This is a genomic window from Rhodococcus oxybenzonivorans (assembly GCF_003130705.1).
GTDB lineage: Bacteria > Actinomycetota > Actinomycetes > Mycobacteriales > Mycobacteriaceae > Rhodococcus_F > Rhodococcus_F oxybenzonivorans.
This window is the reverse complement of the sequence record NZ_CP021354.1, coordinates 2,473,987-2,490,299: the sequence shown is the minus strand read 5'-3', so window position 1 is coordinate 2,490,299 and position 16,313 is coordinate 2,473,987. Positions and strand designations below refer to the sequence as shown.

The following is a 16,313-nucleotide window of genomic DNA, read 5'->3' as shown; positions in this document are numbered from 1 at the left end:
TCGGCCGCCACCGTTCGGTGGCGGCCGACCGTCTTTCCTGGGTCAAATGCGCCGACTGCCCTCGTCGACGATCCAGCTCAGCGCCGGATCGTCACGCTCCATCCACTCGGGATGCCACTGGACACCAAGCACCGGCGATCCGGGCAACTCGACCGCTTCGACGACGCCGTCCGCCGTGCGCCCCGTCACCACAAGGCCGGTACCGCAACGGTCGACCGCCTGGTGGTGCCACGAGTTGGTCACAGTGCCGGCACCGAAAAGCCCCTCCGCGATCGAGCCTGGCTCGAAAGTCACCTTATGGTCGTCGGCACCGTCGGTGAGCGGAGGCGAAGCCGACAGGTGCTCGACGGAGCCGGGCGGAAGATGCGGGATCAGCGTGCCGCCGAGCGTGACGTTCAGGATTTGCAGGCCCCGGCATACGCCGAGAACCGGAATGTTCCGGTCGAGTGCGGCACGCACGAGCCCGATCTCGAACTCGTCGCGTTCGGCGTCGTGGACCATCGGATCATCCCGCGGGTCCACGTCCCGGACTACCGACGGATCGCCACCCCAGCACGCGGGGTGAACATCTTGACCGCCGGTGATGACCACACCGGACAGCCAGTGGCACAGCGCTTCCGGGTCGGCGTCGTACGGCAGGTTCACCGGAACACCACCGGCCCTGGCGATCCGCTCCGAGAAGTCGGACATGAAGGTGTCGGCGAACAGATGCCCGTAGCGTTTGTCCAGTCCCTCGACCAACCCCAGCCGGACCCGTCTGCCGGTGATACCGATCATCGGCCGTACGGCGCCCGGCGGCGAGATTCCCGCGGTCACGGGAACTCGAAGTATCGCGCCGACTCCCACTCGGAGAGCTCGGCGAACGGATCACCGCCCGTAGTGTGGAACTGCATCCACTCCCAGCGGCGGGTGCCCACCCAGTAGTCGACGAACTCGTCGCCGAGCTGCTCACGCAGGATCAGGTCGGCCTCCAGCGCGTCGGCCGCCTTGGTGATGGTGTCGGGCAGCCGCTCGAGGTCGGGCACACACCAGGCCAGGTCGCTGACCGGCTCGGGCGGCTCGATTCCGCCGTCGAGGCCGGCGATCACACCGCCGAGAATGGCCGCGACCGCGAGATACAGGTTGGCGTCGGCGCCGGGAACGCGGTACTCGAGGCGGGAGTAGGCCGGGTGACCGCACACGGCGCGCACCGCGGTGCTCTTGTTGGCGATGCCCCAGGTGACCGTCGTGGGCGGGCCGCTCAGGTCGACCAGGCGGCGGTAGGAGGTGATCTGCGGGAGCATCACCGATGACGCCCCACGCATGGTCGCGAGCAGCCCGCCGACCGCATGCCGCATGGTGTCCGTCGGCCCGTCCGGGGCGTAGAAGGCGTTGACGCCGTCGCGCTGCAGGGACAGGTTGACGTGCGAGGCCTGGCCGTATCCGGCGGTCGGCTTGGCCATGAAGGTCACGGTGTGCCCGAACTCGAACGCCACCTCACGCATCACCTGTCGGGCGCGAGCCCAGTTGTCGCACACCGAGACCGGGTCGCCGGGGACGAGATTGAGTTCGACCTGACCCGCCGCGTCCTCGTCGCTCCACGCTTCCCACTCGATGCCGATCTCGTCGAGACGGCGGGCGACCGCCGACATGTAGTCGACCCAGTCCTTCGACCTCGCGAGGTGGTATGCGGTGCCTGCGGAACCGCCGAGCGGGGTCAGGTCGCGGTACCCCTTGGCCCGGGCCTCGTGGATGGATTCCTGGAACAGGGTGGCCTCGATCTCGACCGCGATGGTCGCGGTGAAACCGCGCGTGGCGAGCCGGTCGACCAGCTTGCGGGCCAGATTGCGCGGACAGGTCCCGATCGGGGTGCCGTCGGCCTGCCAGTAATCGCCGATCACCGACTGCAGGCCCGGCGCCCACTGCACTAGCGTCGACATGTCAGGCCGGAACTGCACGTCGGACACATGCCCACGCCATTCGGGGAAGGCGAAGCCGAAGGTCGGGGCGTTGCCGAGGTCGAGGCCGAACAGGAGATCAGCCATCGCGAAGCCCGAGCCGGCGCTCGCAGCGAACTTCTTGGGCGCCAGATTCTTGCCGAGGAAGCTACCGTCGTGGTTGGTGGACTCGAGCCGGACCGTGTGCACGGGAGTCTCGAGCTCCGTTGCAGCGGAAATAGTTTCAGACATCGTAACGAACCTTCCAGGATGCGGCGACCAGGACCGACAGCTGAGAGAATGTGCCGCGGACGCCGATCAGGCCGGTGGACAGTGCGGCGATCAGGTCGTCGGCGCCCGAGAAGATGCCGGCCAGCAGCTCCGGCGGGCCGGCGATGACGTAATGGCTCTCGCCCTCGCCGACGACGTGCTGATCCAGCCCGTCGGAGCCCTCGGTGATCGCAATGAGCATGTCCGGTATGCCCGGCACCGACCGGGCCGCGGCCCAGAATGAATCCGCGGCAGCCTTCCAATCCGGCAGCGGCGGCGACAGCAGCGCACGCGCCGCGACAGCGAGATCGCCTGCGCCGAGGGGCTTTCCGACCAGGGTGAACCGGCCGTTCAGGTCGACGGTCAGGGTGACGTCAGGCTCGACGAACACACCACTCGACACCGCGATTGCTCCCTGGGAGATGCTGATCGTCGCGGCCTGCGGGGTGTCGTGGGAGCGGACGGCGACTGTGCCTTCCACCGACCCCGGAACGGAGCCGTCAGCCCGGACGGAATCGGTGATCGTGCGGCCGATCAGCCGGACGATCGGACTCGCGTCGTCCTCGATCCGAATGTCGACCCCGCCGACCGCGTCAGCCCCGCGCGTCGCGGGACCGATCGTCGTTTCGGTCATCTTGTTGTCCTTTCAGTTCGACAAGATCGTGTTGCGCGGTTCACCGTCAGCAGTGCATCCGCAGAAACTCCGACTTACAGTCATTTGTCTTGGTCGTATGACTATGATGGTGAGGTACAGATCACTTCCTGTCAATGACTTGCGAGGTTTCGAAATGAACGACGACGCTCCCGCCTGGTGGAGTCTGCTCGACGACGATGCCCAGGCTGCGGCCCGGTTGATCACGCGCGTTCTGCAGAAACCCGCCCGCGAGCTGGGTCCACAGCAGACCAGGGCGCTTCTGAACACGGCTCCGTCCGGCGAGTCGATCACGCCGCTCGACCATGTCGAACAGCTGACCGTGCCGACCCGAGCGGGTGCGATCGGGGCCCGCGTGTACCGCGCGGACGGCGCCGTTTCCGGCGGCTCCGGTCCCGCCCTCGTCTACCTACACGGCGGTGGCTTCGTCCTGGGCACCCTGGACGGGGCCGACGAGCTGTGTCGCGCGATCGCCGCGGGGTCGGGCGGCTGGACGGTCGTGTCCCTGGAATACCGCCTGGCTCCGGAGAACCCGTACCCGGCAGCGCTCGAAGACTGCATCGACGCCTACGCGTGGCTGACCCGGAGAGCGCCGGAGCTAGGCATCGACCGGGAAAGGATCGCGGTCGGCGGCGACTCCGCGGGTGGCAACCTCGCCGCCGCCCTGTGCCTGCACCGACGCGAGGAAGGCAGCGCCCTGCCCGTGGCGCAGGTGCTCGCCTACCCCGCTGTCGACGACACGTTCACCGCGCGGTCGTGGTCGGAATTCGCCGACGCGCCACTGCTCAGCGCCTCCGACGCACGCTGGTTCTGGGAGCAGTACGTCGGTGTGGACCACCCGGGCGGTGACCACCTCGCAGCCCCTTTGCGTGCCGAGTCGCTGCGTGATCTGCCGCCCGCGCTGATCATCACCGCGGAGGTCGACCCGATTCGGGACGACGCCGAGGCATACGGGCAGCGGCTGCGGCGCGACGGCGTCCCCGTCTCCCTGACGAGACATACCGGCGTCTTCCACGGCTTCATTACCGAAATCGGCGTGTTCGCGCAGGCGAAGCAGGCGGTCGACGAGGTATGCCAGTACCTGTGCAAGCTTCCGCGCGGCTAGCTGGGTCACCGCGATGGGCGCGAGCGAGCTCCTGTTGACGACTGGCGAAACCGGCAATAATTTATGCGTCACTTGTCATAGTCATATGATCAGTGGTCATGCGCCCACCGCATCCCTGTCCCCTGCACGATGCACACGCATCCGGACACCCCGACGGCACTCCCATGGCACACTCCACCTCCGAACCGCTCGACGTCATCTGTGTCGGAGCGGGCTTCTCCGGCCGCTACGTCGCCTACCAGGCCAAGCAACACAACTGGTCGTTCGCCGGCTTCGAGATTCGCCCTCGAAGTCGACGGCATTCCCGATCGCCCCGTCACCGACCGGGCTTTCGACGTTCTTCAAGGCGGTCGACCGGGTCACCGACCTGATCGAGCACGCTCGCACCGAGGGCGTCGAAATCATCGAGGGGACCCCCGAAGCGCAGGACGAATTGGGTGACGATCTGCGAGGACATCGTCGGCAAGACCCTCTACGCCACCGACTCCTGGTAGCGCGGATCCAATATGGTCGGCAAACTGTCCACGTTCCTCGGCCATGTCGGCGGGGTCGGCAAATACTGGCGCATGTGCACCGCACTCGCCTACCGCGGCTACCCCGGTGTGCTGCTCGGCGGCGAAAAGGTCGACCGCAAGATCGGCCGGATCCATGACGACATCTATTGGCGGTATTTCTCGGGGAGACAACATCCTTCGACCGGTTGCCCTGGAGATGGGCCACCGGATGGAGGCGTTCGTCGCCGACCTGATGACCTCGGCGCGTTCGGAACTGCCCGAGCTCACCGAAGACGAGCGGATGGCCGCCCTGCTGGAGGCCAGCATCGTCGAGGACGTGATCGCGGTGATCGAATTCCTCGACGATGCCGTCGGCGAAGCCGATATCCAGCTGCCCCTGCCGGTGCGTTCGTTTCTGCGGGTCCTCGCCCAACGGGATGTCTCCATCACCGTGGTGATCCGCGCCTACCGGATGGCGCAGACCGACTTCCTCGATCAGGCGATGAGCTTCGCCCTCACCCTCGGCCCCGAGGCGAGTCCGCAAGCCATCATCGCGTTGGTCAACCGCACCGCGTTGTGGATCGACCGCATGCTCGAACAGGTCGGTGAGGTCTACGAGGCCGAGCGGGACAGGTGGGTGAGCAGCCGCAGCGGGTTGCACAGGCAGTGGGTCGAGACGCTACTGACGGGAGCGGGTGCCGAAGTGCACCACGCCGAGCAAGCCCTGGGATATCGGCTCGACACCGTCCACCTCGCGGTCGCGGCGTGGCTCGACGAGTCGGTGTCCACCCGCGACGCGCTGACCCTGTTCGACGAGACGCGCTCGCTGCTGGCCAAGTACGTCGGTGCGACAGGCCATCCACTGATGGTGCCGACCGATGAGCACGAGGTCAGGCTGTGGATTCCGCTGCGCGGCAACGAGCCGTTCGACGTCGAGGCGATGGAAGCGGCGCTGGCCGAGCATGGCCTCGGCGTCCGCTTGGCGCTCGGCGACCCCGGTCGCGGCGAGAACGGTTTCCGGCGTTCACATCTGCAGGCCACCCGTGCCCAGCGCGTGGCCCTCGCCTGCGCGGGCCGTCGCCGGGTCGTCGCCTATGCCCAGATCACGCCGCTGGCCCTCATGACCGACGACATCGACGCACTGCGGTGGTTTGTGCGCCGCACACTCGGCGACCTGGCGGCCGATGGGGAACGCGACTGCTGGCTGCGCGAGACTCTGCTGACTTTCCTGTCGTGCGGTCGCAGCTACACCGCGGCCGCGGACGCGATGCATCTGCACCGCAACACGATTCAGTACCGGCTCCAGCAGGCCGCGGAGCGGTTGGGACACGACTTCGAGGATCCGGCGATCGTGCTCGACATCCAGCTCGCGTTGCAGGCCTGCCGCTGGCTGGGTTCGACCGTGCTGAGCAGGCCCGAGGACAACTGACTCCTTGGTGCTCATCGCACGAACGGGGACCCCAATTTCGTGCGGTCGGCATATGGTCCAGCTCAGAACAGTTGCCTACTGTGACATGCGCTACGTCGAAACCGGCGGGTGCCGAGGGCTGGGTCCGTGAACCGGCAGCCGATTCCCCGCCGCCAGATCGATGTCGCCGAGAAGCAATCGACGCCCCGAAATCTCTTGCGCACCAAGGTTTTGTTCTCACCGCTCGATGCCCTGTCCCGCGCGTTGCCGCCCGATCGCGAGGAAACCGTAGTGCTGATACCGAGCAGTCCTGTCCTGACCCGACACGGCACCCACCCAAAAACCGGTGCGCCCGCCAACTTCGCCCGTAGGCTGGGCGATCCCCGGATCGTCCGTGGCGCCGGGTGTGCCGCGGTGATGGTGTCGGTGCGGGTGCTCATCGGTTCCCTGCTCGACACCTGGCCACAGCACGGGGCGTGGTTCCGTGGCGCGGGCGCCGTTGTCGTCGTCGGGGCGGCGGCGGCGTGGGGAGCGTGGGACGGAAAGCGCGCCGACCGGGCGCCCGATGCCGACCCGACGCTGCGCTGGCTGGCGGCGGCCGTGGTCGCCGGTGTCGCCGCCGGGGCGGCGGCGTGGTTACTCGCCCGCGGTGGGGTTCCGGTCTACCGGATCAACTCGCTGCCGTTCGAACTCACCGCCGGCGCGGCCTGGACACTGCTGCTCGTCTTCGTCGCCGCTGTGGCGGGCCTGCGCGGCGCGGCAGGCAAGAAGCGGCGGGCGCGATGACGAATCCCGTTGCGCGCCCGTTGACTCTGCTCGGCGAGTTCTTCGCCATGTCGGCCGACGCCTTCCGCGGAATGATGGTGTGGCCGTTCCAATGGCGCGAGTTCATCAGCCAGTGCTGGTTCATCGTGCGGGTGTCGTTGCTGCCGACGCTGCTCGTCGCGCTGCCGTTCACCGCGTTGATCAGCTTCACCTTCAATATCCTCGCCGCCGAATTCGGTTCCTCGGATGTGGCGGGCGCGGGTGCCACGCTCGGCGCGGTCACCCAGGTGGGACCGGTAGTGACGGTGCTGGTGGTCGCGGGAGCCGGGGCAACCGCGATCTGCGCCGATCTCGGGTCGCGCACCATCCGCGAGGAGATCGACGCGATGGAGGTGCTCGGCATCGACCCGATCGTGCGGCTGGTCTCGCCCCGGGTGCTGGCTTCAACGCTGGTGGCGCTGTTGCTCAACGCGCTGGTCTGCGCGATCGGGATCGTCGGCAGCTTCATCTTCTCGGTGTTCTTCCAGAACGTCACCCCCGGCGCGTTCGTCGACGGAATTCCCCTGCTCACCGGGGTACCGGAATTGGTGATCTCGGAGGTCAAGGCCGCCTCGTTCGGGCTCATCGCGGCCCTGATCGCGTGCTACCGGGGCCTGACCGTCAAGGGCGGCGCCAAGAGTGTGGGACAGGCGGTCAACGAAACGGTCGTCTACGCGTTCATGGCGTTGTTCCTGGTCAACGTCGTGACGACCGCCATCGGTATCAAGATGACAGCAGGTCGCTGATGGCGATCGTCGGAGTATCAGGAGCGAAGCGAACGCTCGACGAGGTCGGCAGGCAAGCGGTCTTCTACCGCGACGCCATCCTGGAAATACCATTCGCCGTGCGGCGTTTCCCCCGCGAGACGCTGCGCTTGGTCGCCGAGGTCGCGCTCGGTTCCGGTGCGCTGGCACTGATCGGTGGCACGGTAGTGATCTGTGGTTTCCTCACGTTGTCCGCCGGTGCGGTCGTCGCGCTGCAGGGGTACGCCTCACTGAGTGACATCGGTGTCGAGGCGTTGACGGGGTTCTTCGCGGCCTGCGTGAATGTCCGCATCGCCGCGCCGTCGATCGCCGGCGTCGGACTCGCCGCGACCATCGGCGCGGGCGCGACGGCGCAACTGGGCGCCATGCGGATCTCGGAGGAGATCGACGCGCTGGAAGTTATCGGCGTGCAGTCGGTGCCATATCTCGCCTCGACCCGCATCGTGGCGGGGGTGATTGCGATCGTTCCCGTGTACGGGGTGGCGGTCGTCGCGTCGTTCCTGGCCAGCCGCACCGTCACGGTCGTCGTCTGGGGTCAGTCCGGCGGCGTCTACGACCACTACTTCCGGTCGTTCCTTGTACCGACGGACCTGCTGTGGTCATTTCTGCAAGCGATTCTGATGGGACTGGTCGTCATGCTGATCCACACCTACTTCGGGTACACCGCCTCGGGCGGTCCCGCCGGGGTCGGTGAGGCTGTCGGGCGCGCGGTGCGCGCGTCGCTGGCCGCCGTCGTGTTCGTCACCCTTGCCGTCTCCCTGGCCGTCTATGGCGTGTCGGGCAACTTCCACTTCGCCGGATGAAGCGCCGATCGCCGCGGCGCGGACCACGGGAACCGCACTACACCTTCGACGGTGTGGCCTTCTTGTCCGTACTCGCCGTTGTCGCCGTGTTCGTCGCGCTGCAGTTCCGCGGGACCTTCGTGCGCAGCGTCGATGTCGCGCTGCTGACGCCGCGCTCGGGCCTGAGTCTCGAGCCGGGCGCGCGGGTGAAGATGCTCGACGTGCAGGTCGGCCGGATCGCAAAGGTCGAGGAAACCGACGGTTATGCCCGGGTCGAAATGCACCTGTTCCCCGATCAGGTCGACGCAGTGCCCGACAATGTGCTCGCCACGATCGACTCGACTTCCGTCTTCGGCGCCAAATACATTAATCTCGTTCGGCCGGCGCAGCCTTCGACGCGGAACATCGACACCGGTGACACCATCGATGCCCGCGAAATCACACCCGAACTGAACACTCTGTTCGAGCGGTTGACGACGGTGCTGCGCGCGGTGTCGCCCCAGGATCTCAACGCCACCCTCACTGCCCTCGCCGACGCCGTACGTGACCGCGGCGCCCGGATCGGCGGTACGCTCGAGCGCGCCGACTCCTACTCGAGCGCGCTGCGGCCGAGCCTCGAGCACCTGCAACGCGACCTCGGGGTCACCGCGGATGTCGCACACATCTACGCGGAAGCGGCGCCGAGCCTGCTCGACACGGTCGAATCCCTGACCACCACCGGCTCGACGATCGTCGAGCAGGCCGACGACCTGGACCGGTTCCTCCTCGCCGCCGTCGATTTCGGTGACTCAGGCAGCACGCTGCTGGACCACAACCGGGCCGCGGTCGCCGGCCTGCTGCGTGAGCTGGCGCCTACCACCGGGTTGCTCGGCGACTACTCCCCCGAATTTCCCTGCTTCTTCCAAGGATTGGACGAGGCACGGGCTGCGGTCGAGACAGCGATCGGCGGCACGGTTCCCGGCATCAATGTCAGCGGAACGGTGCTGGCGGGTGAGACGCCCTATCACAACCCGGACAACCTACCGAAGGTCGCGGCCAGTGGCGGACCCAGGTGCGGACATCTGCCCTCGGTGAACCCCGCCGACGGACCCGCGCCCTACGTCGTCACCGACACCGGGGTGAACCCCTTTGCGCCGGACGGCAAACAGGCCCAGCTCAACGTGCTCGACTTCTTGCTGTACGGCATCCCAGGAGGACCGCGATGACCAAGACTACGGCCAAATTCGGGATCTTCGGTGTCGCCATGATCTTCGTCCTGGTGATGCTGATCCTGGTGCTCGGCCGGATCCGGCTCGACAACCGGACACCGTACGAGGCGATCTTCGCCGACACCTCCGGACTCACCTCGGGCCAGGAAGTGCGGATCGCGGGAGTCGATGTAGGGCGGGTGCACGCGGTGGATCTCGACGGGCGCCGGGCCCACGTCCAGTTCGACGTTATGGACACCGTGCAGATCACCGAGAACGCGATCCTGCAGGTGCGATACCAGAACCTGCTCGGTGATCGCTACCTCGAGATCACCAACGGCCCGGCGAGGTCCGAAGCGATGCCCGAAGGCGGGGTCTTCCCCGTCGAACAGACGAAACCCGCACTTGATATCGACGCGCTGCTGGGCGGGCTCGCGCCGTTGACCAGATCGCTGGAACCCGAACAGATCGACCAGCTCTCCGGCGATCTGCTGCGGGTGCTGCAGGGCCAGGGCGGCAGCGTCACGGGCATCCTGCAGCAGGTCGCCGTGCTGACCAACCAGCTGGCCGATCGGGACGTGCTGATCGGCGCCGTGATCGCCGAGCTCGGCACCACGCTCGAGTCGATCGGCAAGGACCGCGGTGCGGTCTCGACCATCATCGACCGGCTCCAGCAACTGGTGACCCGGCTGTCGAGCCAGAGCGTGCCGATCGCCGAGGCACTGGCCCATCTCGACGACGGCTCGGCAACGCTGGCCGACCTGCTGCTCGATGACCGAGCGGCCGTTCAGGGCGTCGTCACCGAAACGCACCGCACGGCAACGCTTCTCGATGACGGCAGCGAACAGATCGAGTCGGTGCTGAGCGAACTGCCCGAGGCCTACCGGCGCCTGAGCCGCCTCGGCTCCTACGGCAGCTTCTTCAACTTCTACCTGTGCTCGGTGTCGATCCGCGTCGACGGGCCGGGCGGTGCGCCGATCGAGGCGAAACTCGTGCAGCAAGACCAGGGCAGGTGTGTAACCCCACAATGATCAGTTACAACAGAGATCGGAGCACGAGGGCCGGAATCATCGGTGCCACAGTCATTCTCGCCGCGGTGGTCGCGGTGTCCTATTACGACGACCTCGTCTTCCTCGACATCGATCACGAGATCACCGCGATCTTCGCCGATGCCGGTGGCATCGAGGTCGGCGACAAGGTCGAGCTCGTCGGCGTGAACGTCGGGCAGGTCACCGAGATCGCGTTGCGAGGCACCGACGTGGAGGTGACCATGTCGGTGCGCGACGATCTCGCCCTCGGCGAGCAGCCGCGAGCGCAGATGCGTACCAGAGCGGTGCTCGGCGCCAAGGCGATCGTGCTGGTTCCCAGCGACGACCCCGGCCGCTACGACCCGGAGGTACCGATTCCGCTGGAGCGCACCCGCGCGCCCTACGACCTGCCGACCGAGCTGGGCGCACTGACCGCGAACGTGGCCGATATCGACACCGATCAGCTGTCGGACGCGCTACGCGCCACTTCGGAGGTGCTCGCGGAGTCGGCGCCCGAAGTCCACACCGCGCTCGACGGGGTGGCCCGGCTTTCGGACACTCTCGGCTCCCGCGACGAGGCATTGAAGGAGCTGTTGCGGCACGGTTCGACGGTGAGCGGGGTGCTCGCCGAACGCCGGACCCAGCTGAACGCGCTTGTTCTGGACGGCAACACACTGTTCGCGGCGGTCGATGCCCGCCGCGCTGCACTGCACACCTTGGCGACGCACCTGTCGGCGGTTGCGCAGCAGATCAGCGGGCTGGTCGCGGACAACCGCGAGCAGCTGGGACCGGCACTCGAGCGGGTGAACCGGGTGCTGGATCTGCTCGAACGGCATCAGGCCTCACTGGAGGCGGCGATCCCCGGGCTGGCCACCTATGCCCGGACACTCAACGAGGCACTCGGCAGCGGCCCGTTCTTCCAGGCGTACATCACCAATCTGCTGCCCGGCCAGTTCGTTCAGCCGTTCATCGACGCCGCGCTCGGCGAGGGCCGCGTGCCGACCCCACCCGCCGAGACCTCGACGGAGGGACCACGATGAGGATGAATCGCCGAACCCTTTCCCTGGCCGCGGGCGTGGGGATCCTCGTGTTCCTGGCCTTGCTCAGCTACGTCATCGTCCCGAAGTTGTCGCAGCGTTCGGTCACCGCGTACTTCCCCGCCGCCGTCGGCCTGTTTCCGGGCGATTCCGTGCGGATCCTCGGCGTCGACGTGGGCAGTGTCGAGCGGATCGACCCGGAAGGGACACGGGTGGCCGTCCGGATGCGACTGGACCGCCGGTGGGAGCTGCCCGCCGACGCGCAAGCGGTGATCGTGGCGCCGACGCTGGTGACCACCCGGTTCGTCCAGCTCACCCCCGCTTATACCGGCGGCCCGGCACTCCCCGACGACGGCGTGATCCCGCAGGAGCACACCGCGATGCCCGTGGAATGGGACGTCGTCAAAGACCAGCTCACCCGGATCACCCAGACCCTCGGACCCCGCGCCGACGGTACCGGGCCGGCCACCGGCACCCTCGGCGAGTTCGTCGGGAACGCCGCGGACAGTGCGCGCGGCAACGGGGCGACTCTGCACGACACCCTCGACAAGCTCGCCCGCACGACCACGGCGCTGTCGGACGGGCGCACCGACCTGTTCGCGATGGTGCGGAATCTGTCGATGCTGGTCGAGGCGCTGTCGCAGAGCCACGAGCAGATCGTGCAATTCAACGGTCACCTGGCCTCGGTGACCCAATTGCTCGGCACCAGCGAGACGACGCTCGGCGACGCGGTGGCCGAACTCGACGGGGCAATGCTCGATATCGGGCAGTTCGTCCGGGACAACAAGCAAGCTCTCGGGGACACCGTCGACGGGCTCGGTGCCGCCACCCAGGCACTGGTGGACAAGCGTCGCGACCTCGAACAGGTCTTCCACATCGCCCCGACGACCCTGGTCAACCTGAGCAACATCTACCAGCCGGCGCAGAACTCGCTGACCTCGGCGACAGTGCTGACCAATACCGCCAATCCGGTCCAGTTCCTCTGCGGCGCGATCGCAGGCGCGGGTGAACAGGACGCACAGGAAGCGACCGATCTATGCATCCACTATCTCGGCCCCGTGCTGAAAACCCTGGCGTTCAACCACATTCCGCTCGGGACGGCGGTCGGCAACACGGTCGGGGCCCTGCCCGATCAGATCGTCTACAGCGAACCCGGACTGGCGGAACCGGCCGTGACCAGCCCAGAGCCGGTGGCGGCGACCGCACCACCGGCGACCGGTGGGCTGCCGGGTCTGCTGCTGCCCGGTTTGCCGCCACCGGCCGCGCCGTTCGGGACCGGTCCGCGATGACCGGCCGCGCGCGCACCGTGCTCGCCCTCGCCGGCGGCCTCGCCGCGACCACTCTGCTGTCGAGCTGCGGGTGGACCGGCCCGAACCAGTTCGCCCTCCCCGGCGCGGCAGGCGGCGGTGACGGGGCATGGGAGGTGCAGATCGAGCTGCCTGACGTGACAACACTGACCGAGAACGCTCGGGTACGCGTGGGGGACGTGAATGTCGGCACCGTCCGCCGGATCGAGGTCGACGGCGATCACGCCCTGATCACGGTCTCCCTCGACGAGCAGGTGCGCTTGCCTGCCAACGCCACCGCGAAGATCGGCTCGACGAGCCTGCTCGGTTCCGCCCACGTGGAATTGCTGGCCCCACCCCAGCCGGCGGGCGAACTTTGCGACGGTGACCGCATTCCGCTCGATCGCGGCGGTGCCTACCCGACCACCGAACAGACCCTGTCGACCCTGTCTTTCCTGCTCAACGGCGGTGGCATCGGCAAGCTGGAGGAAATCAACCGCGAAGTGGCGCTTGCCCTGTCGGGGCGCGCGGACGTGGTGCGCAATTTGCTGACCAATGTGGAGGACTTCACCACCCGGCTCAACGCGCAACGGAACGACCTCATCCGCGCCCTCGAGGGCATCGACCGCTTCGCCCAAATCGTCGCCGACGACCGTCAGGTGGTGGAAGACGGTGTCGCCACCCTGGCACCGGCACTGAGCACCTTGAACGAACAGCGAGACGACCTGGCCGCCGCACTACTGGCGATCGGCGACTTTGCCGACGCCGCGAACGAGGTGATCACCGGCAGCCGCGCCGAACTCGACGCGAACCTGCGCGCACTCGAGCCGACCCTGCGCGGGCTGGCCGACGCGGGGCTCGCGCTGCCGTCGTCGCTGTCGTTCCTCGGGACCATCCCGTTCCCGCTCAACACCTACCGGAACGCAATCCAGGGTGATTTCGCGAACCTGTTCCTGAATCTCGACCTGACCACCGCTCGGCTGGACCGGGCGTTGCTCACCGGCACTCCCGCGGCCGGTCAGCTCGCCTCGCTCGGCGCGTTGATCGGCCAATTGCCCCCGATCGCACCGACTTCGGACAACCCGCTGTTCAGTCCGCTGAATCCGCCGAGCCGAGGAGGAAACTGATGCTCCTCACGAAATTCGTCCGCTACCAGCTCGGAGCGTTCGCGATCATCACGGTCGTCGTCGTCAGTTGGATCCTCGTCTCCTATCTCCGGGTGCCCGCAATGCTCGGAATCGGACGCAGTACAGTCGAACTCGCGCTCGCCTCGGGCGCCGGGCTGTACCCGAAATCGAACGTGACCTACCGCGGTGTGCACGCGGGCGTCGTGCACAGCTTGCGAATCGACACCGACATCGTCGTAGTCACCGTGTATCTCGACGCCGACCTCGACATCCCCAAGACCGACCTGCGCGCCGAGGTGCACAGCCGGTCGGCGATCGGCGAACAGTACATCGAGCTGCTGCCCCAGACGGATTCGGCGCCCTACCTCGCTGACGGTGACCGCATCGACAGCACCCGGCTGCCGACCCCGACGGCGCACATGGTCAACGCCCTCGATGCCGCACTCGGCGACATCCCCCGCGAAGACCTGCAGACGGTGATCACCGAGAGCGGCACGGCGTTTCGCAACTCCGGACCCGACCTGCAGCAGATCCTCGACGGCCTCGACAACGTGCTCGACGAGGGCCACCGCAGTCTCGCACCGACCCTGCACCTGATCGACAATGCCGGCGCCCTGCTGGACACCCAGCTGGCCGCGGGCGACGACATCCGGGCGTGGACGGGGTATCTCGGTGCGATCACCGGCTCGCTCGCCGCCAACGACGCCCACGTGGGCACCCTGCTGGCCGATGGCGAGGAGGCCGGAACCCAGGCGGCCGACCTGTTCCGCCGGATCAGCCCGACCCTGCCCCGCGCCCTGGCAAACCTGCAGTCGGTCGCCGAGGTCCTGCGAATCTACAACATGAGCCTCGAACAGATCCTCGTGGTCTACCCGCCGCTGGCCGCGATGGCGCAGAGCATCGTCAAAGGTTCCCAACCCGGGATGGCCAACCTCGACTTCAACCTGAACGTCAACGCGCCCCCACCGTGCCTGACCGGGTTCGTGCCGCCCGATCAGCGCCGATCACCGAGCGAGTCGGCGGTGATCGACAGCCCGACACCCAACTACTGCGGTGTCGCGCCAGGCGAACCCTATGTGCCACGTGGCGCCCGCAATATGCCGTGCATGGAGAACCCGGGGGTGCGTGCTCCCGATGTCGACTCCTGCCGCGCGGGCGGTACCGCACCGCTCGGCACCAATCCCTGGATCGGAGGTCCGTAACATGATCAAGGTAGTCAAGACCGCAGCCGTCCCGCTCGTCCTGGTCGCCGTCGCGGCGATTTTCGCGGTGCTCGCGGTGTTCCAATTCGCCGCGCACCGGGCGGCCGAGGCCGCCCGTGCCGAGGACGCGGTGATTCTCGGCGCCGCGAATTCCGGTGTGAACGCCATGCTTTCGGTGCGGGAGAGCTCCGCCGCCGAGGACGTGCGCAACGTCCTCGACCATTCGACCGGCGCGTTCGCCAAGGACTTCGAAGCGCGGTCGAGTTCGTTCGTCTCCGTCGTCCAGGCGGCGAAGGTCGTGACGCAGGGGCAGGTGGTCGCCGCCGGAATCGAGTCCCGCGACGGCGACTCCGCGACGGTGATCGTGGCGGCGTCGTCCACGGTCACCAATGCCGCGGGCGCGGCGAACGAGAGCCGCAACTGGCGGCTGCGTGTGACGATGACCGAGCACGAAGGGACCTACAAGATGTCGAAGGTGGATTTCGTCGCATGATCACAGAACAGTTGACGCCCGAGACCGAGTCCGAATCAGCCTTTACCCCCGTAGATTCCAATCCGCCGCCACGGCGTGGGCAGAGCAGGCTGGTGATCGCCGTCGTGCTCGCTGTCACGGCGGTGACCGCCTGGTCGTACCTGGTCTTCGTTGTCCGGGCCGAGGACCGTGCGCTGGCACCGGATCGGCAACAGGCTGCCGTCGACGCCGCCGCCGCCGCGACGGTCGCCATCCTCACCTACCGGGCAGACACCGTCGACGCCGACCTCGACGCCGCGAACAGATACCTCACCGGCACCTTCGCGGACTACTACCGCACGTTCACCCGCGACGTCGTCGCACCGGCAGCGAAGGAGAAGAAGATCAGCACCACCGCCACCGTGACGGGTAGGGGAATCGCCGAGTTCGACGAGACTCGTGCCGTTGCCGTGGTTTTCGTGAATCAGCAAACCACACTGGCACCGTACCCCGAACCCACGCCGACCACGACGACGGTCCGCGTCGAACTGGAACGTCACGGCGACAATTGGCTCGTCTCGAAATTCGACCCGGCCTGAATCCCTACTCCCCTAGGAGATCTATGATCATCGACCTCGTCGACCCCATCGAGAACCTGGTCAAGGCGATCGCCTATCTGCTGTTCCGCGGTAATCTGCCCCCGCAGTAGCGGTCTCGAGCACGCCGGGGCCCGGCTCAACCTATCGCGAAGACGACGAAGAAGCCGGCGGCGATGGCCCTGGCGACCCACCATCCGCCTT

General features: G+C 67.4%; 17 protein-coding genes. 13 read left to right on the top strand and 4 right to left on the bottom strand.

Annotated elements, in window-relative coordinates; translation table 11 throughout:
• Positions 1-42: 42 nt before the first annotated feature.
• From CBI38_RS11900 to CBI38_RS11890, 3 genes are read right to left on the bottom strand one after another with little or no spacing between them, the layout of a single operon-like run.
• Entirely contained in the window at positions 43-816 is a 774-nt protein-coding gene (locus tag CBI38_RS11900; protein ID WP_109329077.1) for a gamma-glutamyl-gamma-aminobutyrate hydrolase family protein, read from the bottom strand.
• Complete coding sequence (locus CBI38_RS11895) at positions 813-2,168, bottom strand: glutamine synthetase family protein (RefSeq protein ID WP_109329075.1); 1,356 nt, start codon at positions 2,166-2,168, stop codon at positions 813-815. The genes CBI38_RS11900 and CBI38_RS11895 overlap by 4 nt, the downstream gene beginning before the upstream one ends.
• Complete coding sequence (locus CBI38_RS11890) at positions 2,161-2,820, bottom strand: hypothetical protein (protein WP_109329073.1); 660 nt, start codon at positions 2,818-2,820, stop codon at positions 2,161-2,163. Before CBI38_RS11890 ends, CBI38_RS11895 begins: the two co-directional genes overlap by 8 nt.
• A 154-nt stretch (positions 2,821-2,974) precedes the next feature.
• On the opposite strand from CBI38_RS11890, the gene CBI38_RS11885 reads away from it, so the two are divergent.
• On the top strand, positions 2,975-3,943 hold the full coding sequence (locus tag CBI38_RS11885) for an alpha/beta hydrolase (RefSeq protein ID WP_109335015.1): 969 nt from the start codon (positions 2,975-2,977) through the stop codon (positions 3,941-3,943).
• 316 nt (positions 3,944-4,259) lie between these two features.
• Here the strand turns inward: CBI38_RS11885 and CBI38_RS37805 are convergent, their stop codons facing one another.
• On the bottom strand, positions 4,260-4,400 hold the full coding sequence (locus CBI38_RS37805; protein WP_162603212.1) for a hypothetical protein: 141 nt from the start codon (positions 4,398-4,400) through the stop codon (positions 4,260-4,262).
• Positions 4,401-4,591: 191 nt separating this feature from the next.
• Between CBI38_RS37805 and CBI38_RS11880 the strand changes: the two genes are divergently transcribed.
• The 12 genes from CBI38_RS11880 (at position 4,592) to CBI38_RS11825 (ending at position 16,112) form a co-directional block, all read left to right on the top strand.
• The gene (locus tag CBI38_RS11880) at positions 4,592-5,866 is read left to right on the top strand and encodes a PucR family transcriptional regulator (RefSeq protein WP_159921543.1); all 1,275 of its coding nucleotides are present in this window, start codon (positions 4,592-4,594) and stop codon (positions 5,864-5,866) included.
• 126 nt (positions 5,867-5,992) lie between these two features.
• Positions 5,993-6,631 (top strand): hypothetical protein, encoded by a 639-nt coding sequence (locus tag CBI38_RS11875; protein ID WP_109329069.1) that lies wholly within the window; start codon positions 5,993-5,995, stop codon positions 6,629-6,631.
• Entirely contained in the window at positions 6,628-7,395 is a 768-nt protein-coding gene (locus tag CBI38_RS11870) for an MlaE family ABC transporter permease (protein WP_109329067.1), read from the top strand. Before CBI38_RS11875 ends, CBI38_RS11870 begins: the two co-directional genes overlap by 4 nt.
• The gene (locus CBI38_RS11865; RefSeq protein ID WP_109329065.1) at positions 7,395-8,216 is read left to right on the top strand and encodes an ABC transporter permease; all 822 of its coding nucleotides are present in this window, start codon (positions 7,395-7,397) and stop codon (positions 8,214-8,216) included. The genes CBI38_RS11870 and CBI38_RS11865 overlap by 1 nt, the downstream gene beginning before the upstream one ends.
• On the top strand, positions 8,213-9,400 hold the full coding sequence (locus CBI38_RS11860; protein ID WP_109329063.1) for an MCE family protein: 1,188 nt from the start codon (positions 8,213-8,215) through the stop codon (positions 9,398-9,400). Before CBI38_RS11865 ends, CBI38_RS11860 begins: the two co-directional genes overlap by 4 nt.
• A complete protein-coding gene (locus CBI38_RS11855; protein ID WP_109329061.1) occupies positions 9,397-10,413 on the top strand; it encodes an MCE family protein in 1,017 nt (338 codons plus the stop codon). The genes CBI38_RS11860 and CBI38_RS11855 overlap by 4 nt, the downstream gene beginning before the upstream one ends.
• Positions 10,410-11,450, top strand: a complete 1,041-nt coding sequence (locus CBI38_RS11850; RefSeq protein ID WP_109329059.1) for an MCE family protein — start codon at positions 10,410-10,412, stop codon at positions 11,448-11,450. The genes CBI38_RS11855 and CBI38_RS11850 overlap by 4 nt, the downstream gene beginning before the upstream one ends.
• 2 nt (positions 11,451-11,452) lie before the next feature.
• Entirely contained in the window at positions 11,453-12,736 is a 1,284-nt protein-coding gene (locus CBI38_RS11845) for an MCE family protein (protein ID WP_162603211.1), read from the top strand.
• Positions 12,733-13,860, top strand: coding sequence for an MCE family protein (locus tag CBI38_RS11840; protein WP_109329056.1), 1,128 nt, complete (start codon positions 12,733-12,735; stop codon positions 13,858-13,860). Before CBI38_RS11845 ends, CBI38_RS11840 begins: the two co-directional genes overlap by 4 nt.
• Positions 13,860-15,062 (top strand): MCE family protein, encoded by a 1,203-nt coding sequence (locus CBI38_RS11835; RefSeq protein ID WP_109329054.1) that lies wholly within the window; start codon positions 13,860-13,862, stop codon positions 15,060-15,062. Before CBI38_RS11840 ends, CBI38_RS11835 begins: the two co-directional genes overlap by 1 nt.
• Position 15,063: 1 nt before the next feature.
• Positions 15,064-15,555, top strand: coding sequence for a hypothetical protein (locus tag CBI38_RS11830; protein WP_109329052.1), 492 nt, complete (start codon positions 15,064-15,066; stop codon positions 15,553-15,555).
• Positions 15,552-16,112, top strand: coding sequence for a twin-arginine translocation pathway signal (locus CBI38_RS11825; protein ID WP_109329050.1), 561 nt, complete (start codon positions 15,552-15,554; stop codon positions 16,110-16,112). The genes CBI38_RS11830 and CBI38_RS11825 overlap by 4 nt, the downstream gene beginning before the upstream one ends.
• Positions 16,113-16,313: the final 201 nt, after the last annotated feature.